Raw genomic sequence first — 17,909 nt, forward strand, 5'->3', positions numbered from 1 at the left:
TCCACTCAGGCCGGATTTCGTAGGCTGGGGGAGTGATCAATCGTGACGACCTTGGTTCCTGGCTCGAAGGACCCCGGTTCGACAGGGAAGAAGACGACTGGCCGGGAAAGCGGCTGGGTCTGCCTGTCAACGGCTCGCATTCTCTGGCCCCGGCGTGGAAGCGCATCCTCGCTCTGCTTGTCGACTGGCTGATGTGCCTGGCGATCGCCAATCTCATCGATCCGGCGAATCCGATCCTCGCACCCGCCATCTTCGCTCTCGAGAATTTCGTGCTCGTGGGCGCGCTCGGCTATTCGGTGGGGCATCGCCTCTTCGGCATCGAAGTCCGACGCCTCGACGGCCATGTGCCGGGGCTCCTCAAGTCGCTCATTCGCGCCGTTCTCGTGGTGCTCGTCATTCCGGCGCTCATCTTCAACCGCGACAACCGCGGTGTCCACGACCTCGCTGCCGGAACAGTAATCCTCCGCCGCTGACCCCCTCTATTACTACCTGACGGCGGCCCAGCAACCTCGCGCGAGGTATCTGGGCCGCCGTCAGGTAGTAATTGGGGATAGATAGGTGGGGACACGGAAGCGGCGCCGACTCGGAGTGAGTCGGCGCCGCTTTCGTTTACCCTAAGCAGGGAACCTGTGGATCAGCGTCCGCGCATGGCCTTGTGGTTCGGGCGGGCCTTGTTCGGGTCGATGCCCTTCGGGATCGGCGGGCGCGAACCCTGCGTTCCCAGAGCGGCCAGACGATTGCGCACGGCCAGGACCTCGGCGCGGTTGAGCTTGCGCGGCAGCTTCTGCACTGCCGGGACGACCTGCTTCATCGCCAGCTGGCCCTCTTCCTTGCCGCCCTGGAAGGTGTGGACCGGGACGTTGGGGAGGATGCGCTCGTGACGCTTCTTCTCCTTGGCCAGCAGCTTCGCGCTGCGGCCCTTCGGTCCTTCGCTGAGCAGGACGACACCGGCACGACCGGTCGAGCGGAACACGAGGTCCCGGCTCTTCGGGTCGACGGCGATTGGCTTCTCGTCCATGAGGTATCCGCGACGAGCGGTGTTGAGGACGGCACCGAAGGCTCCGGGCTGTCCGTCCATCTGAGCGAATGCGGCGGTCTCGGCGAAGCGTCCGAGCATGAACATGCCCAGCAGCAGACCGACCATGAAGCCGAGGATGGTCGTGAAGATCGCGGTGGTGCCGCCGATGAGCAGACCGATGAGGAGGCCGATGATCGTGCAGCCGAGCACGGCCGCAGCCAACAGCCACGGGGTCGCCTTGTTGTGTTTGGACGACAGCTCATAGACCTGACGCATCTGCGCCAGACGGCCGGGCTTCTTGTTCGGATCTTTCGGCTTGCGCCGGAAGAGTCCCTTACGCGGTTCTTCGCTCATTCTCTCACTTGCTCTTGAGGGGCGTTGCGGCGTCGCCTCCGGCAATCAGGAGGAGGCCGACGCTCATTGCTCAGCAGTCAAGTCTACCTCTTCGCCGGGGCCGAAGGTATCCACAACGGCCTGCGCCTCCTGTTTGGCGGGCGTGTGCTTGTCCAGGTGCGCCAGATGCGAGGGAATCTCCTCGCCGCGGCGGCGCATGGCGGTGGCCCACAGGCGACCGGCACGGTACGACGAACGCACCAGCGGGCCCGACATGACGCCGAGGAAGCCGATCTCCTCGGCCGCATCGCGCAGCATGACGAAGTCGGCGGGCTTCACCCAGCGGGTGACGGGATGGTGACGGGGAGACGGGCGGAGGTACTGCGTGATCGTGATGAGGTCGCAGCCGGCATCGTGCAGGTCCTGCAGTGCGGAGATGATCTCGTCGTTCGTCTCGCCCATCCCGAGGATGAGGTTCGACTTCGTCACCAGACCGGACTCGCGGGCCTGGGTGATCACCGACAGCGACCGCTCGTAGCGGAACGCAGGGCGGATCCGCTTGAAGATGCGCGGAACCGTCTCGACATTGTGCGCGAGCACCTCGGGGCGGGAGGAGAAGACCTCGGCCAGCTGGTCCGGTTTGGCGTTGAAATCCGGGATGAGCAGCTCGACACCGGTGCCGCGCCCGTCGACGTAGGAAAGGTCGTGGATCTGACGCACCGTCTCGGCATAGAGCCAGGCGCCGCCGTCTTCGAGGTCGTCGCGGGCCACGCCGGTGATCGTCGAGTAGCGCAGACCCATCTCCGCCACCGAGGCGGCCACACGGCGAGGCTCGTCAGCATCGAATTCGGCCGGTCGGCCGGTGTCGATCTGGCAGAAGTCACAGCGCCGGGTGCACTGTTCGCCGCCGATGAGGAAGGTCGCTTCGCGGTCCTCCCAGCATTCGAAGATGTTCGGGCAGCCGGCCTCTTCGCAGACCGTGTGCAGCTCCTGCTTGCGCACGAGCGACTTCAGTGCGGTGTACTCGGGACCGATATGCGCCTTCGCCTTGATCCAGGCCGGCTTGTCCTCGATCGGAGTCTCGGAGTTGCGGGCTTCGACGCGGAGCATGCGGCGGCCCTCTGGTGCGATCGTCATCTGAGTTCTCCTATGCGTTGATGGTCTCGTGCAGGATGGCGTCGAGGCGCTGCGCCACATCCTCAGGAGTGACGGTGCGCCCGAGTTCGGCACTGATGGACGTGGTGTCGGCGTCGGTGATCCCACAGGGGATGATCGATTCATAGGCGCCGAGGTCGTTGCTGCAGTTCAGGGCCAACCCGTGCATCGTCACGCCTTCGTGGATGCGGATGCCGATTGCGCCGATCTTGCGGTCGCGACGGAGTTCGTCGCCTTCCAGCCAGACACCGGCGCGGCCCTCGATCGTGGTCGCTTCGATCTCGTATTCGGAGAGCAGCCGGATCATCGCGTCTTCGAGCTGGGACACGAAGAGCCGCACCTCTTTGGGGTCGTTGAGCTTGTAGATGCAGTACGCAACAAGCTGCCCGGGACCGTGCCAGGTGATCTTCCCGCCGCGGTCGACGTCGATGACGTCGGTGCCGTCAGTCGGCCGCTCGAAGTCCTCGGTGCGCTTCCCGGCCGTATAGACCGGCGAATGCTCGAGGAGCAGGATCGTCGATCGACGATCACCGGCGAGCACTTCTTCGTGATATCTCTTCTGCAATTCCCAAGTCTGCCGATAGTCCGAGAGGACTGGGGCGAACCCGAGCGTTTCTGTGGCCAGGGGCATGGCTCCACACTATGACTCTTCACCCCAGTGTTCAATTTGTTTCCAATCACATCTGGCGACCGCCACCGAGGCTGTGGCCCTTGACACACAACCACTGCAGAGAGAATGATTGAACATCTTCAAACGACATGAAACATCATCAATGGAGATGACGAACGATGACATGGGAGTTCCAAGTAACGATCGCTGACGATATCCACCGGATCGTCGATTCCGAAGGTCGGAGCGCGTGGGGCGTCGTCCACAATGATTTCGATGCCGATGATCCCCGCGTCCTTGCCCTCACCGAGGTGGCTCTTCCCACTGGTGCCCGTTCCGTTCTCGTCGTCCCCGCATCGCCCGGCGGGCTCGTACTCGACGTCGTCCGCGCATATCAGGGACTGACCGAGGCCGAGCTGTGCACCCTGTTCCTCGGCATCATCGAGCAGCTGCGAACGTGCACGCGCCCGGAGGATCGGCTCACTCTGTCCGCGTTCGCGCTCGACGCGGACGGTCGGCCGGTGATCATCCCCGGTGTCCGGGCAGCGCCGGTGACGACCTCGCGCCGAGCAGTGGGAGAGATGATCTACCACGCCGTGTACGGGCGCCCGTGGGCCGAGGTGCTGCTGCCCGTCGATCTCGCGCTGACCGAATCGTCGACGGCTCTGCGAACGCTCGTCGCCGAACTTCTCGACGAAGCTGCGTCCGATGTCGGTTTGAGCACCGCCCTCGCCGAGGCGGCCGATTCCCTCCGTACCCTCGACCGTCCCGCTGCACTGCCGCTTGTCCCGGCCGAGAGCGAAACCGCACCGGAATCGGCGCTCACAGCCCGACTGCGCGCGGCATCCGGACTCAGACCGAACCGCGACTCGAGTGAGGGCCACGGGTCGACGCTCGGCACACCGGCTCCGCCTCTGCGCGGCAGGGGAGTGTCCCCGCTGCGTGCTGTCGCGAAGAACTCGCGCCACTCGAGACGGGAACGGAGGCGATCGGACGGGCGACGCCATCCGTGGACGACGGTGCTCAGTGCCGTGGAGTCGCGGTGGTCTCGGATCCGGAGCCGGGACCGAGACCGTGGGCGGCCACGGCTCTTCGGCCGCAGCACCCTGCTCATCAGCGTCGCCGTGTGTCTGACGCTTTTCGGCGGAATCGTCGTCTGGACCTCATGGTCGAATACGGCAGCTGTGAGGGGCGGGGAGGCCTCATCCGGCCAGGCAGCGGACTCGTCGCCCGAGCCGACTGCAGCGATGGATGTCGAGGACGTCACCGGCGTCCTCGAACAGCTGTGTGAGTCGCGAGCAAGGGCTCTCAGCCACGGCGATTCCGCGGCTCTGCAGGCACTGACGGTGCCCGAATCCGCCGCGGCTGCAGCGGATGAGCTCATCGATCCTGCCGCGTATGCGGACTCGGACTATTCGATCGACGTCGAGGACGTGAAGATCGTCGCGACCGACTCTGACCGGGTGGTCGCCGCGGCGCTCATGCATTCGAGCGCGGGCAGCGGTGATGCTCTGCAGGAGTTCGCTGCGCAATCGGTCGAGTTCGAGCTGCAGAGGGTCGGGGAACGATGGCTTGTCGCAGAGGTCCGCGAGGTCGCAATGCCGTGAATGCCCCGAGGGGCCGACCACGAATGGTCGGCCCCTCGAAAGGTGTGCGGAAGAGTCAGGCTCAGAGGTCGAGATCGGCCTCGAAGTTGCCTTCTTCCAGACGTGCCTTGATGGTCTGCAGGAAGCGTCCTGCATCCGCGCCGTCGACCAGCTGGTGGTTGTAGGTCAACGGCAGGTACACCATGTCACGGATGGCGATCGCCTCGTCGCCATCGGCCGTCTGCACGGCGATGGGACGACGCACGATCGCACCCGTGCCGATGATGCCCATCTGCGGCTGGTTGATGATCGGTGTGTCGAACAGCGCACCGACGGAACCGATGTTCGTCACCGTGAAGGTTCCGCCCGAGAGCTCGTCCGGCATGATCTTGTTGTTGCGGGTCCGGTCAGCGACATCGTCGATGGCCTTCGACAGACCTGCGACGCTCAGGTCACCGGCATCCTTGATCACGGGCACGAGCAGTCCGCGCGGAGTGTCGACCGCGACAGCCAGGTGCTCATGATCGAAGTAGGTGATCTGCTGCGTCTCGAGATCGTACTGGGCGTTGACCTTCGGGTGCACCTGCAGCGCCTCGACGATGGCCTTCGCGAAGAACGGCAGGTAGGTCAGCTTGGAACCGTGCTTGGCCTGGAACGCTTCCTTGTTGGCCTTGCGCAGCTTCACGACACGAGACATGTCCACTTCGATGACCTGCGTGAGCTGAGCGGAGACATCGAGGGACTCGCTCATGCGCTTGGCGATGGTCTGGCGGATGCGCGAAGCCTTCTCCGTGGTGCCGCGCAGCTTCGCGACTTCCTCGGGGATCTCGACCTTGAACGGAGCCTTGGGAGCTCCGGTCGGCGCGCCGGCCTGAGCAGCCGGTGCGGCGGCAGGGCCGTTCTTCGCGGCCGTCTCGACATCCTGTTTGCGGATGCGACCGCCCACTCCGGTGCCGGTGACCTGCGAAAGGTCGACACCCTTCTCGCGAGCCAGACGGCGCACGAGGGGAGTGACGTAGGCGGCGTTCTCGCCCACGGTGTCGGCTGCGGCAGGGGCCGGCGAGGCGGCATCCACCGGCTCCTCGGCCTGCGCGGCCGAAGCGGACTGCGCCGATTCTGTCACGGCGGGCTTGGGAGCTGATTCCTGCTTCGGTGCTTCCTGCTTGGGAGCTTCCTCAGCGGGTGCCTCCTGCTTGGGAGCTTCCTCAGCGGGTGCCTCCTGCTTGGGAGCTTCCTCAGCGGGTGCCTCCTGCTTGGGAGCTTCCTGCTTCGGAGCCTCCTGAGCGGGAGCCTCTTCCTTCGGTGCTTCCTCAGCCGGTGCGGATTCGGTCGGGGCACCGGAGCCGATGCGGGCCAGCGGCGCGCCGACCTCGACGGTGTCGTCCTCTTCCGCCAGGTGAGCCTGAACGACTCCGGCGACGGGGGAGGGGACCTCGGTGTCGACCTTGTCGGTCGAGACCTCGAGGAGCGGTTCGTCGACCTCGATCTCTTCGCCGACTTCCTTGAGCCAGCGGGTCACGGTGCCTTCGGTGACGGACTCGCCGAGTGCGGGCATTGTGATTTCGGTGCCTTCGGACGAACCGGAATCCGAAGAGGCAGGAGCGGATTCCTCCGCGGGTGCCTCCTCGGCTGCCGGTGCCTCTTCGGTGGGAGCTTCTTCGGCCGGTGCCCCTGCAGGCTCTTCGGCGGGCTCCTCAGCAGGCGCCTCGGCCGGTGCCTCGTCCTCGGAGGAGGCACCGCTGCCGTCGCCGATGTAGGCGAGGTCGCCGCCGACCTCGACCACGTCGTCTTCTTCGGCGAGGATCTTCTCGAGCGTGCCTGCGTACGGGCTGGGGATCTCCGTGTCGACCTTATCGGTCGACACCTCGAGCAATGGCTCGTCTACCTCGACTTCTTCGCCCACTTCCTTGAGCCAGCGAGTGACAGTGCCCTCGGTGACCGACTCGCCGAGAGCCGGCATCTGAACGGAATTCGACATGAGTTTTCGTCTCCTCGGATCTTATGAGTGGAAGTGCAGGGGTTTTCCGGCCAGGGCCAGGTGGGCCTCGCCGAGAGCTTCGTTCTGCGTGGGGTGCGCGTGGATGAGCTGCGCGACTTCCTCGGGGAATGCTTCCCAATTGACGATGAGCTGAGCTTCACCGGCCTGCTCGGACAGACGCGCACCGATTCCGTGGACGCCCACGACCGGGCCGTCCTTCTCACGGATGACCTTGATGAGGCCAGTGGTGTCCAGGATCACGGACTTGCCGTTGCCGCCGAGGTTGTACTCGAGTGCTTCGACCTGATCCTTGCCGTACTTCTCTTCGGCCTGAGCAGAGGAGAGTCCGACGGAGAAGATCTCCGGCTCGCAGTACGTCACGCGTGGGATGCCCGATTCCACGACGGGAGCCGGTGACAGCCCGGCGATCTCCTCGGCGATGAAGATGCCCTGACCGAATGCCCGGTGAGCTAGCTGGAGTCCGGGAACGATATCGCCGCAGGCGTAGATGTTGCCGACGCCGGTGTGCAGGCGCTCGTTGGCCAGGACGAATCCGCGATCCATCGGGATGCCCTGCTCTTCGAATCCGAAGCCCTCGGTGACCGGGCCGCGGCCGACGGCCACGAGGAGGTACTCCGCTTCGAGCGTCGAACCGTCCTCGAGGGTGACCTTGACACCGTCAGCGGTCTCTTCGACGCCCTTGAACATGACGCCGAGCTTGAACTTGATCTTGCGCTTCTTGAACGCGCGCTCGAGGTTCTTCGAGATGGTCTCGTCCTCGTTGGCCACGAGGTGCTTGAGGCCTTCGACGATCGTGACGTCGGCTCCGAAGGAGTTCCAGACGCTGGCGAACTCGACGCCGATGACGCCGCCGCCGAGCACGATGGCCGAGCCGGGGACCTTGTCGAGCTGCAGAGCCTCGGTGCTCGTGATCACGCGGTCGGTGATCTCGAGTCCGATGGTCTTCGACGTCGAACCGGTCGAGAGCAGAACGTTCGTGCCCTTGACGGTGTGGTTGCCGTCTTCGCCGGTGACCTCGACGGTGTCCTTGCCGACGAGCTTGCCGGTGCCGAAGTAGGTGTCGATTCCGCGAGCCTTGACCAGACCCTGCAGACCCTTGTAGTTGCGGGTGATGACCCCGTCCTTGTACTCGAGCACCTTGGCGATGTCGATCCCCTTGAACTCGGCTTCGATGCCGAAGGTCTCGGAGTTCTTGGCGGTGTCGGCGACTTCTGCGGCGTGCAGAAGAGCCTTCGTCGGCACGCAGCCACGGTGCAGGCAGGTGCCTCCCACCTTGTCGCGTTCGATCAAAGCGACTTTCATGTCGAGTTCAGCGGCTCGCAGAGCAGCGGCATAGCCACCGGTTCCGCCGCCCAGAACGACAAGGTCGTAGGTCAATTCGTCACTCACGGATTTCTCCTCGTAGCTGTGAATAAGCCTGCAGTACGCAGCTTTCAGTCTTATCTTTCCACTTTTCTTGCGCGGGGCGAAGAAAAACGCTGTCTGATTGGACACAGGTGGGCATCATCACGTTCACCTCGACAGCGTGTAGAACCATCGTCCTCAGGCCTTCGCCTTCGCGATTTCGATGAGCGTGCGAACCGCAGCTCCGGTCGCCGCCTTCGGTGTGTAGCCGAAAGGCGCGGACCCGTTGAAGCTCGGTCCGGCGATATCGATATGCGCCCAGTTCGCATCCTCGCCGACGAATTCCCGCAGGAATGCGGCTGCGGCGAGCATGCCGCCGGGACGCGGTCCCGAGTTCGTGAGATCGGCGGCAGTGGAGTCGAATCCGGAGAGCATCTCCTCGGGGATCGGCATCGCCCACATCTCCTCACCGGCCACGGACGCCGAGGCGATGACCTCAGCCCGTGCGGCTTCCGAACCCATGACACCGGAGGTGCGTTCGCCGAGAGCGACGATCTGAGCACCGGTGAGAGTGGCCACATCGATGAGCAGGTCCGGATTCTCGGCCCCGGCGTCGGTGAGCGCATCGGCGAGGACGAGGCGGCCCTCGGCATCGGTGTTCGTGACCTCGACGGTCTTGCCGCTGCGCATCGTGAGCACATCACTGGGCCTTTGCGCCGAGGATCCGGGCATGTTCTCGGCCATCGGCAGCCATGCGGTGACGCGCACCGGCAGTTTGAGGTCGGCGATGCCGAACAGCGCCTGCACAACGGCCGCGGAACCGGCCATATCGGACTTCATGTCCTCCATGCTCTTCGCGGGCTTGAGTGAGATGCCGCCGGAGTCGAAGGTGATGCCCTTGCCGACGAAGCTGAGATGACGCTTGGCTCCGCGCGGTGCGTATTCGACCTTGACCAGCCGAGGTCCGCGAGTCGACCCTTGGCCGACGCCGATGATTCCGCCGTAGCCGCCGGCCTTGAGCTCCTTCTCACCGAGGACGGTGACCTTGAGTTTGCGTTCCTTGGCCTGATCCTTGACGATCTCGGCATAGGACTCGGGGTAGAGATCGAGCGGGGGAGTGTTGACGAGGTCGCGAGCTCTGTTCGTCGCGGCCGCGATGACTTCTCCGGCGTCATGGGCGGCAGCGAAGGTCTTGCCCTTGGGGCCGATGACGGTGATCTCACCCGACGTCTTGCCTTCGCTGCGGTAGTCGAGGAATCGGTACGCTCCGAGTCCGGCACCCACAGTGACCGCTTCGACCTCGGCCGCAGTGACGGCAGGCAGGGCCAGAGCGATCGAGTCAACTGCGTCCAGGGCGCGCAGTGCCGCACCTGCACCTCGGCGCAGCGCTTCGGCCTTCGCAGCGATATCGGAGTCGTCGGCATCGAAATCGCCGAGCCCGACCAACAGGACGGAGTCGGCTGTGACACCCTTCGGAGCGGGAACACGGGCGGTGGAACCGGCCTTTCCGCTGAACCCGATGGCCCGAGCCGCATCGTCGAGGGCGGTCTTCGCCGCCTTCGCGCCTTCGAGCCCGAGGACCGTCGAATCCGCTGCCGCCAGCACCAGTACGGAGGCGGTGGCCTTCACCGGTGAGGTCGTGGAGTAGCTGCTGAGGGTGGATGCACCAGCCATGAGTTCCCTTTCAGTCGTCTTTGAACGTTGATTCGATCCTAATGCCTAAGACGTGCGCGTGCTGAAGCGGTGAAGCCGGCGCCTGCTGAAGCGCCGAGGGACTCTGACATATTCTTGACTCCGTGTACTCATTGATCTTCAGACTTCTCTTCGTTCCGATGGATGCCGAACGGGCCCATCACCTCTCGTTCACCGCCCTGCGGCTCCTTGACTCCATTCCCCTGCTCGGACGTCTGCTCCGCTTCGTCTGCGCCCGCGGCACCGTCCGGCCCGTCGAGGTGATGGGCCTGCCCTTCGCCAATCGCGTCGGTCTGGCCGCCGGGTTCGACAAGAACGGCGTCGGGGTCCGCGCGCTGTCGTCGTTGGGCTTCGGCCATATCGAGGTCGGAACGATCACCGCCCATGCGCAGCCGGGCAATGATCGCCCGCGGCTGTTCCGTCTGCGGAAGAACCTCGCCCTGCTCAATCGGATGGGGTTCAACAACGATGGTGCCCGGCAGGCATCGTTCAACATCACGACCGAACGTGCGAAGATCGACGCCCTCCCGCAGAGTCTGCGTCCGATCGTGGGCATCAACATCGGAAAGACGAAGGTCGTCGAGGCGACCGACGCGGTGGCCGACTACGCGGCCTCGACTCGTGCGCTGGCTCCCTTGGCCGACTACCTCGTGATCAATGTCAGTTCACCGAACACCCCGGGTCTGCGTGATCTGCAGTCCGCGAGCAGCCTGGCGCCGATCATCACGGCAGTCCGCGACACGGCCGCCGAGGTGGTGGACAGTCCGCGCTCGACGCTGGGACATGTGCCCCTGCTGGTCAAGATCGCTCCGGATCTGGCCGACGAGGATGTGGTCGAGATCTGCGAGTTGGCTCTGCGCACCGGCGTCGACGGACTCATCACGACGAATACGACGATCGACCGGTCCGTGCTCACCGGCGCCGAGGCGGACTTCGCCGCAGGTCAGGCCGGAGGGATCTCCGGACGCCCTGTGGCCGAACGCTCACTCGAGGTGCTGCGTCTGGTGAAGAGGCACGTGGGCGACGAGCTCACGGTCATCTCCGTCGGGGGAGTCGCAGACGCGAAAGACGCCCGGGCACGAGTGGCCGCGGGCGCCGATCTGGTTCAGGTCTATTCGGAGATGATCTACTCCGGTCCGTTCTTCCCGGGCCGCATCGTCCGCGGCCTCGAGTCGAGCCGACTGCTCACTCGGGGTACTGACGCCTCTTGACCTGAGGCTTGGGCATGCGCAGCGGACGCAGCTGGATGCTGCGCATGACCGCATAGAAGGTGATTCCGCGTTCGACTTCACCGAACTTGTTGCGCAGACGGTTCTTCAGGATGTAGTTGAGCACGAATCCGTCGAGCACGATAAGCGCAATGAGACCCCAGACAGCATAGGTGAAGTACTGCTGGATCTGCACCGGCTGGGTGAACGCGATGACGAGGATGAGGATCGCGGCGGGGATGAAGATCTCGCCGATCGAGAAACGGGCATCGATGTAATCCCGGATGTACCGGCGCTGAGGTCCCTTGTCACGGCGGGTGAGGTACTTCTCCTCACCGTTCATCATTCCGATGCGCGCGCGATCACGGTCCTGCCGAATCTGCTCCTTGGCCTTTTTGTTCGCAACCTTGCGATCCTTGTTCACCAGGGGCTGGCGGCGCGCAGACTCCTGTTGGCTGCGCTTGGGTGTGGGCCGGCCCTTCTTCGCCTCCGCATCGCGCCGGGCGTCGGCTTCTGCGGAGAGGTCATCATGGGCAGGCTGAGAGGCGGAGGTTTCGTCTTCCGCGCGAGATTTTTTGCTTCCGAACACGAGATGAATACTACCTTTGGAGAATGAGCGAATCGACTTCAGCACTTGACAGTGCACAATTGCATGCCGAACTGGACTCCATCTTCGACGAGGTCCTCGGCAATCTCACCGATCTCGTGGCCATCCCGTCCGTTGCCTGGCCGAGCTTCGACGCCGCGAATGTCACGGCCAGCGCCGAGGCGGTCGCCGGCTTGGCGCGCAACCTCGGCCTCGACGTCGACATCCTCAGTGCGGACCAGCCCGACGGAACCCCGGGCTACCCGGCCGTCGTCGCCTCGGTGCCGGCACCCGAAGGTGCCCCAACCGTCCTCCTCTACGCCCACCACGACGTCCAGCCGCCCGGACGCGCCGAGGATTGGGATACCGAGCCGTTCGTCGCCACCCGCAAGGGTGATCGGCTCTTCGGCCGGGGAGCCGCCGACGACAAGGCCGGAATCATGGTCCACCTCACGGCTCTGCGGCTGCTGGCCGACCGCCTCGGCGTCGGTGTGACCCTCTTCTTCGAAGGCGAGGAGGAAGCCGGCAGCCCGAGCTTCCGCAACTTCCTCGAGGCCTACCGGGACCGGCTGCGCGCCGATGTCATCGTCGTCGCAGACTCCGGCAACTGGGCCGCGGGAACGCCGGCGCTGACAACGAGCCTGCGCGGAATGTGCGCCGTCGAATTCGAGGTCTCCACCCTCGACCATGCCGTACATTCGGGAATGTACGGGGGAGTGGCACCGGACGCGATGCTCGCGATGACGAAGCTGCTGGCCACACTCCACGATGACAACGGCTCCGTCGCGGTCGCCGGGCTGCACTCGAGTACTGAGACGGACATCGACTACGACGAGGCGACTCTGCGCACCGATTCCGGAGTGCTCCCGGACACCGAACTCATCGGCGCGGGCACCCTGGCCTCCCGGCTGTGGACCCAGCCGTCGATCACCGTCATCGGCCTCGACATCCCGGATGTGGCGGTCTCGTCGAACACCCTGCAGTCCTCCCTGAAGGCCAAGCTCTCCATCCGACTCGCACCCGGGGACACCCCCGTCTCGGCGGTCCGCGCCGTCGAGGAGCATCTGCGGGCGAATCTGCCCTTCGGCGCGCAGCTGAGCATCGGTGAGACCGAGGGTGGCAGCCCCTGGCAGGCCGATGAGAGCGACCCCGTGGTCCAGACCGCTCGGCAGGCACTCACCGATGCCTGGGGAACCGAGTCGGTGACGATGGGCATCGGCGGATCGATCCCCTTCATCGCCGATCTGCTCGACGTCTTCCCCGGCGCGTCGATCCTCGTCACGGGTGTCGAAGACCCCGACGCCAGGGCCCACAGCGCCAACGAATCTCTCTACCTGCCCGATTTCAGGGCCGCGATCGTCGCCGAAGCGCTGCTGCTGCAGCGCCTCGGGGACATTCGATGACACGAACGGGGAATAGCTTGCCGGGCACCGATGTTGTCACCGGTGTAGCCTGGGGACAGGAACGCGAAAAGGAGTAACCATGACTGTGACCGAAAAAGCCGAAGCCACCCACGAGGTGGAGCTGTCGTCGACCGCTGCCGACAAGGTCCGCAGCCTGCTGGAACAGGAAGGTCGTGACGACCTGCGCCTGCGTGTGGCTGTCCAACCCGGCGGATGCTCCGGACTGATCTATCAGCTCTACTTCGATGAGCGCTTCCTCGACGGAGACGCAGTGCGCGACTTCGACGGCGTCGAGGTCATCGTCGACCGGATGAGCGTTCCCTACCTCAGTGGTTCGACCATCGACTTCTCCGACACCATCGAGAAGCAGGGCTTCACCATCGACAACCCCAACGCCGGCGGCTCCTGCGCCTGCGGAGATTCGTTCCACTGATCAGCCTCGGCTGAGGAGGACCGCTTCTCATGGACCTGGAAGATCTGCGTGCCGTGTCGTATACGGCCACGCAGTCCCAGGTCCTTTTGTCGTATCGGGCCGGTCTCTTCCCGATGGGAGTCGGCCACGGCGGGACCGGTCGGATGGGTTGGTGGGCTCCCCGCCGCCGCGGGGTCCTGTTTCCCGGTGACTTGCGCGTGACGAAGAGCCTGCGCAAATCGATGAAGCACTTCACCTTCACCACCGACCGAGCCTTCAGACACGTCATCCGCTCCTGCGCCGATCCACGGCGCACAGGCAGCTGGATCACCGAGGAGATGATCGAGCTCTATCAGGGCCTCCACGACGACGGTTGGGCTCATTCGGTGGAGGTCTGGAACGACGACGAGCTGGTCGGCGGACTCTACGGAGTCGCCATCGGATCATTCTTCGCCGGCGAATCGATGTTCCACACTCAGCGTGACGCGTCGAAGGCGGCGCTGGCCCACCTCGTCGGACTCTTCGACGGCATCGACGTCGTCAGCGGAGAGAGCCGGACCGCCTCGGCGGATGAGGGCACGAAGCCGGGGGACTGGCTCATCGATACGCAGTGGCAGACATCACATCTCTCGACCCTCGGCGTGTCGGAGATCAGCGGCCTCGAGTACTCTGCGCACCTAGATTCCGCGCTCAGGGGCCGCATCTGTCAGGATATTCTCAACAAATGAACACCTGCGGGTGAATTTCTACCGCGTGTAGCGGTAGTCTTATGGGTGACAGAGTAAGTACCCGTCTCTCGGCCTGACCTGGAGACGCAGAACGTTGTGAAAGGCTGCACGTGGATTCTCCGAATCAGTCAGGACCGCAGCGGTCCTGGGCGAAGCGGCTCGGCATTCTGAGCGCCGTGTTGATACCGGCGTTGCTATCGGGTTGCACGAAAGAGCAGATCGCCACAGGATTTTTTCCCGTCGAATCGCAAGGCGCGACGAACCACACGGATGCCTATACAGCGCTGTGGAACGGCGGATGGATCGCCCTCCTCATCGTGGGCCTCATCGTCTGGGGTCTCATCCTCTGGGCCATGGTCGCCTACCGCCGCCGTAAGCACGATCGCGGCCTGCCGGTGCAGATGCGCTACAGCATGCCGATCGAAATCCTCTTCACCGTGACTCCGGTCGTCCTCGTCCTCGGGTTCTTCTTCCAGAACGTCCAGGTCATGGAGAAGACGACGGATGACACGACCCCCGGCGAACAGGTCATCGAGGTCGCTGCCAAGCAGTGGGCCTGGGACTTCAACTACGAGACCGAGAACGTCTACTACGCCGGCACTCAGGTTGCGCTCGACGGCACCGAAGAGCCGGAGGAGACCGCTCCCGTGCTCTACCTCCCGGTCGACACCGACCTCGAGATCCGCCTGCACTCCCGCGACGTCCTCCACTCCTTCTGGGTCCCCGCCTTCCTCGAGAAGCGGGACATGATCCCCGGTCACGATCAGAGCCTGCATCTGCGTGCCGAGAAGGAAGGCGAATACGTCGGCAAGTGTGCCGAGCTCTGCGGTGAGTACCACTCGGAGATGCTCTTCAACGTCAAAGTCGTGTCCAAGGAAGAATTCCAGGAGTACACGCAGTCGCTTGCCGATCAGGGCAACACAGGCCAGCTGGGACCGGAGTACGACCGCAACTGGTACCCGAAAGAAGGTGCTGAGAAATGACCGCCACGATGGATCAGGCGGCTCTTGACGCTCCAGTAGTTCCACGGAGCAAGGGCAAGATCATCGTCGACTGGATCACGTCGACGGACCACAAGACGATCGGGTATATGTACCTCATCGGCTCGTTCTTCTTCTTCTGCGTCGGCGGCGTGATGGCGCTCATCATCCGCCTCGAGCTCTTCGAGCCCGGCATGCAGATCATCGAGACGAAGGAACAGTACAACCAGCTGTTCACCATGCACGGCACATTGATGCTGCTGATGTTCGCCACCCCGCTGTTCGCCGGCTTCGCCAACGTCATCATGCCGTTGCAGATCGGTGCGCCGGATGTGGCGTTCCCCCGCCTCAATGCCTTCGCATTCTGGATGTACCTCTTCGGCAGCCTCGTGGCCATCTCCGGATTCCTCACCCCGCAGGGTGCGGCATCCTTCGGTTGGACGGCCTACGCGCCATTGAGCAATACGACGTTCACACCTGGCGCCGGAGGAAACCTCTGGGTCCTCGGACTCGCTCTGCAGGGCTTCGGAACAATCCTCGGCTCCGTCAACTTCATCACCACTGTGATCACCATGCGTGCGCCGGGCATGACCATGTTCCGCATGCCGATCTTCACCTGGAACGTTCTGGTCACCGGTATCCTCGTGCTCATGGCCTTCCAGCCCCTGGCTGCTGCGCTGCTGGTCCTCGGTTCCGACCGTGTCCTCGGCTCTCATGTGTTCAGTCCGGGCAACGGCGGACCCATACTCTGGCAGCACTTGTTCTGGTTCTTCGGTCACCCGGAGGTCTACGTCATTGCGTTGCCGTTCTTCGGAATCGTCACCGAGATCTTCCCGGTGTTCAGCCGCAAGCCGGTCTTCGGCTACAAGGAGCTCGTCTTCGCGACGGTCGCCATCGCTGCTCTGTCGGTGACCGTGTGGGCCCACCATATGTACGTCACGGGCGTCGTCGCACTGCCGTTCTTCGCTTTCATGACGATGCTCATCGCGATTCCGACAGGTGTGAAATTCTTCAACTGGATCGGCACGATGTGGAGAGGCTCGATCACGTTCGAGACGCCGATCGTGTGGTCGATCGGCTTCCTCGCCACCTTCCTCTTCGGTGGACTCACCGGCGTCATCCTGGCCAGCCCCGCTCTCGACCAGCAGGTGTCCGACACCTACTTCGTCGTGGCGCACTTCCACTACGTCGTCTTCGGCACGGTCGTCTTCGCGATGTTCGCCGGATTCTACTTCTGGTGGCCGAAGTGGACGGGCAAGATGCTCAACGAGAAGCTCGGACACATCCACTTCTGGATGCTCTTCATCGGCTTCCACGGCACGTTCCTCGTCCAGCACTGGCTGGGTGTCGACGGCATGCCGCGTCGTTACGCCGACTACCTGCCGCAGGACGGCTTCACCTGGATGAACCAGGTGTCGACGGTCGGATCGCTGCTGCTGGGTCTGTCCATGGTTCCGTTCTTCTGGAACGTGTGGATCACTCATCGCAACGCACCCAAGGTCACGGTCGATGACCCGTGGGGCTACGGAGGATCGCTCGAGTGGGCAACCTCGTGCCCGCCCCCGCGTCACAACTTCACCTCGCTGCCGCGGATCCGTTCCGAACGTCCTGCTTTCGACCTCAACCACCCCGAGCTGCTCGAATACTCGGGCCACTCCAATGAGGAACAGCTGACGACAGGAGGAGCAGCCAAATGAGAGCTTCGATCTTCGTCTTCAACTTCTCTGCCCTGTTCTTCATCGCAGTGGCGGTCGTCTACGGCTTCTACACCGACTTCACCGAGATGGTCGGATTCCCCGCGCTGCTGCTCCTCGGTGGGATGGCGGGAATGATCGGCGTCTACCTCTGGCTGACCGATCGTCGCGTCGGACGCCAGCCTCAGGACAACGAGGATGCTGAGATCTCCGACGCTGATGCCGACTACGGCATGTTCAGCCCGTGGAGCTGGTGGCCGATCGCGAGCGCGGGCGCTGCCGCCGTCGCATTCTACGGAATCGCCATGGGTTGGTGGATCTTCCCCTTCGGTGTCGTGCTCGGCATCATCGCGCTCGTCGGTCTCACCTACGAACACGATCGTGGGGACTTCGCCCACTGATACGGTGATCTGATTTCCTCACCACTGTGGCCCGGACTCGATATGAGTCCGGGCCACAGTGCTATTCAACTGCTGATCCACTCGACTTCATAAGCTGCGCTCTCCGTCCCAAACAGGCATATTCTCCGCTTAATACAGGCGTTCTCCGCTTCTCCAAGCAGATGGGCAGGGCGTAGTCCCGCCGCACGGACATTGCCACCGCCTTTGCGGCGCACATAGGAATCCACTTGTTCGTGGGCGGCCCTATGTGCTCTGTTTGACAGCTTGTGTCCCCACTTAGTGGACACCGGACGAGCCACTTCTACCGCACGGAATCTGAACCATGGTCGGAATGGTGTTTTGGTCTGGTTTGTTCCGAACTCATCACCTTCTTCGGTGACCATTCCAGACGATTGAGTACCAATCAGTCAGATCGCACCGCTGCAAAGAAGCTTCTGCGCCGACGTCATCGTCGATAATCGAAGAGGATGAGTGGAAACGATGCACTCGGCATACGGGCGACTGAGCCCCTTTGAGCCTCTGAGAGACCATCGGACAAGCTTGGCGCTTTACGTCCCCTGGACGCGTTGAACCGCCACCGTTGATCCCATTCAGGCATACCTGGACGTACCCAGAAGCGACCCAAGGCGCACGGAAGTCTGTGTGACCTCCTTCGGTTGGCAATATCCGGGAGTGGAGTGGCGCCTCAGGGCGAAGGGAATCGCTCATTCAGAACCTTCCTGCGAGGCCCTCAGGAGCCGTTGAGAGGCGCAGACGAACT

The 17,909-nt window shown here is 63.7% G+C and carries 16 protein-coding genes; 9 read left to right on the plus strand and 7 right to left on the minus strand.

All coding sequences use genetic code 11. The annotated features are described in order from the left end of the window. Positions 1 to 32 precede the first annotated feature (32 nt). On the plus strand, positions 33 to 473 hold the full coding sequence (locus GUY30_RS08355) for an RDD family protein (protein WP_167196089.1): 441 nt from the start codon (positions 33 to 35) through the stop codon (positions 471 to 473). A 161-nt stretch (positions 474 to 634) separates the two neighbouring features. Here the strand turns inward: GUY30_RS08355 and GUY30_RS08360 are convergent, their stop codons facing one another. The 3 genes from GUY30_RS08360 to lipB all read right to left on the minus strand — a co-directional run bounded on the left by GUY30_RS08360 (position 635) and on the right by lipB (position 3,137). Continuing rightward, positions 635 to 1,372 carry a DUF4191 domain-containing protein gene (locus GUY30_RS08360; RefSeq protein WP_167196092.1) on the minus strand — a complete coding sequence of 246 codons (738 nt, stop codon included), beginning with the start codon at positions 1,370 to 1,372 and terminating at the stop codon, positions 635 to 637. A gap of 63 nt (positions 1,373 to 1,435) precedes the next feature. Beyond that, positions 1,436 to 2,488, minus strand: coding sequence for a lipoyl synthase (gene lipA / locus GUY30_RS08365; RefSeq protein WP_167196095.1), 1,053 nt, complete (start codon positions 2,486 to 2,488; stop codon positions 1,436 to 1,438). A gap of 10 nt (positions 2,489 to 2,498) precedes the next feature. Further along, on the minus strand, positions 2,499 to 3,137 hold the full coding sequence (lipB, locus tag GUY30_RS08370) for a lipoyl(octanoyl) transferase LipB (protein ID WP_167196098.1): 639 nt from the start codon (positions 3,135 to 3,137) through the stop codon (positions 2,499 to 2,501). Positions 3,138 to 3,295: 158 nt separating this feature from the next. Here lipB and GUY30_RS08375 point away from each other — a divergent pair, with 158 nt between their 5' ends. Then, positions 3,296 to 4,723 (plus strand): hypothetical protein, encoded by a 1,428-nt coding sequence (locus GUY30_RS08375; RefSeq protein ID WP_167196101.1) that lies wholly within the window; start codon positions 3,296 to 3,298, stop codon positions 4,721 to 4,723. Between the two features lie 61 nt (positions 4,724 to 4,784). Here the strand turns inward: GUY30_RS08375 and sucB are convergent, their stop codons facing one another. The 3 genes from sucB to GUY30_RS08390 all read right to left on the minus strand — a co-directional run bounded on the left by sucB (position 4,785) and on the right by GUY30_RS08390 (position 9,719). After that, positions 4,785 to 6,680, minus strand: a complete 1,896-nt coding sequence (sucB, locus tag GUY30_RS08380) for a 2-oxoglutarate dehydrogenase, E2 component, dihydrolipoamide succinyltransferase (protein WP_167196104.1) — start codon at positions 6,678 to 6,680, stop codon at positions 4,785 to 4,787. A 21-nt stretch (positions 6,681 to 6,701) separates the two neighbouring features. Continuing rightward, positions 6,702 to 8,090, minus strand: coding sequence for a dihydrolipoyl dehydrogenase (gene lpdA / locus GUY30_RS08385; RefSeq protein ID WP_167196108.1), 1,389 nt, complete (start codon positions 8,088 to 8,090; stop codon positions 6,702 to 6,704). Positions 8,091 to 8,243: 153 nt separating this feature from the next. Then, positions 8,244 to 9,719: a leucyl aminopeptidase gene (locus GUY30_RS08390; RefSeq protein WP_167196111.1), complete on the minus strand. Its 1,476-nt coding sequence runs from the start codon at positions 9,717 to 9,719 to the stop codon at positions 8,244 to 8,246. Positions 9,720 to 9,841: 122 nt separating this feature from the next. On the opposite strand from GUY30_RS08390, the gene GUY30_RS08395 reads away from it, so the two are divergent. Next, a complete protein-coding gene (locus tag GUY30_RS08395; protein WP_167196114.1) occupies positions 9,842 to 10,948 on the plus strand; it encodes a quinone-dependent dihydroorotate dehydrogenase in 1,107 nt (368 codons plus the stop codon). Here GUY30_RS08395 and GUY30_RS08400 read toward each other — a convergent pair. Then, positions 10,923 to 11,534 carry a DUF3043 domain-containing protein gene (locus GUY30_RS08400; protein ID WP_167196117.1) on the minus strand — a complete coding sequence of 204 codons (612 nt, stop codon included), beginning with the start codon at positions 11,532 to 11,534 and terminating at the stop codon, positions 10,923 to 10,925. The genes GUY30_RS08395 and GUY30_RS08400 overlap by 26 nt on opposite strands. Before the next feature lie 23 nt (positions 11,535 to 11,557). On the opposite strand from GUY30_RS08400, the gene GUY30_RS08405 reads away from it, so the two are divergent. From GUY30_RS08405 to GUY30_RS08430, 6 genes are all read left to right on the plus strand, one after another. Then, entirely contained in the window at positions 11,558 to 12,934 is a 1,377-nt protein-coding gene (locus tag GUY30_RS08405; RefSeq protein WP_167196120.1) for a dipeptidase, read from the plus strand. A gap of 79 nt (positions 12,935 to 13,013) precedes the next feature. Next, positions 13,014 to 13,367 carry a HesB/IscA family protein gene (locus GUY30_RS08410; protein ID WP_025778316.1) on the plus strand — a complete coding sequence of 118 codons (354 nt, stop codon included), beginning with the start codon at positions 13,014 to 13,016 and terminating at the stop codon, positions 13,365 to 13,367. A 29-nt stretch (positions 13,368 to 13,396) separates the two neighbouring features. Continuing rightward, entirely contained in the window at positions 13,397 to 14,074 is a 678-nt protein-coding gene (gene aat / locus GUY30_RS08415) for a leucyl/phenylalanyl-tRNA--protein transferase (protein ID WP_167196122.1), read from the plus strand. 110 nt (positions 14,075 to 14,184) lie between these two features. Further along, a complete protein-coding gene (gene ctaC, locus GUY30_RS08420) occupies positions 14,185 to 15,057 on the plus strand; it encodes an aa3-type cytochrome oxidase subunit II (protein WP_167196126.1) in 873 nt (290 codons plus the stop codon). Beyond that, the gene (gene ctaD / locus GUY30_RS08425; RefSeq protein WP_167196129.1) at positions 15,054 to 16,751 is read left to right on the plus strand and encodes an aa3-type cytochrome oxidase subunit I; all 1,698 of its coding nucleotides are present in this window, start codon (positions 15,054 to 15,056) and stop codon (positions 16,749 to 16,751) included. Before ctaC ends, ctaD begins: the two co-directional genes overlap by 4 nt. Then, positions 16,748 to 17,149, plus strand: coding sequence for a cytochrome c oxidase subunit 4 (locus GUY30_RS08430; protein ID WP_167196132.1), 402 nt, complete (start codon positions 16,748 to 16,750; stop codon positions 17,147 to 17,149). Before ctaD ends, GUY30_RS08430 begins: the two co-directional genes overlap by 4 nt. The last annotated feature ends 760 nt before the right edge of the window (positions 17,150 to 17,909 follow it).

The sequence above is a fragment of the Brevibacterium pigmentatum genome (genome assembly GCF_011617465.1).
Classification (GTDB): domain Bacteria; phylum Actinomycetota; class Actinomycetes; order Actinomycetales; family Brevibacteriaceae; genus Brevibacterium; species Brevibacterium pigmentatum.

Excerpts from the sequence above, each read along its gene's own strand:
- GUY30_RS08360 (WP_167196092.1), bottom strand. The coding sequence starts at position 1,372 with ATGAGCGAAGAACCGCGTAAGGGACTCTTCCGGCGCAAGCCGAAAGAT.
- lipA (WP_167196095.1), bottom strand. The coding sequence starts at position 2,488 with ATGACGATCGCACCAGAGGGCCGCCGCATGCTCCGCGTCGAAGCCCGC.
- lipB (WP_167196098.1), bottom strand. The coding sequence starts at position 3,137 with ATGCCCCTGGCCACAGAAACGCTCGGGTTCGCCCCAGTCCTCTCGGAC.
- GUY30_RS08375 (WP_167196101.1), top strand. The coding sequence starts at position 3,296 with ATGACATGGGAGTTCCAAGTAACGATCGCTGACGATATCCACCGGATC.
- sucB (WP_167196104.1), bottom strand. The coding sequence starts at position 6,680 with ATGTCGAATTCCGTTCAGATGCCGGCTCTCGGCGAGTCGGTCACCGAG.
- GUY30_RS08390 (WP_167196111.1), bottom strand. The coding sequence starts at position 9,719 with ATGGCTGGTGCATCCACCCTCAGCAGCTACTCCACGACCTCACCGGTG.
- GUY30_RS08405 (WP_167196120.1), top strand. The coding sequence starts at position 11,558 with ATGAGCGAATCGACTTCAGCACTTGACAGTGCACAATTGCATGCCGAA.
- GUY30_RS08410 (WP_025778316.1), top strand. The coding sequence starts at position 13,014 with ATGACTGTGACCGAAAAAGCCGAAGCCACCCACGAGGTGGAGCTGTCG.
- aat (WP_167196122.1), top strand. The coding sequence starts at position 13,397 with ATGGACCTGGAAGATCTGCGTGCCGTGTCGTATACGGCCACGCAGTCC.
- ctaD (WP_167196129.1), top strand. The coding sequence starts at position 15,054 with ATGACCGCCACGATGGATCAGGCGGCTCTTGACGCTCCAGTAGTTCCA.
- GUY30_RS08430 (WP_167196132.1), top strand. The coding sequence starts at position 16,748 with ATGAGAGCTTCGATCTTCGTCTTCAACTTCTCTGCCCTGTTCTTCATC.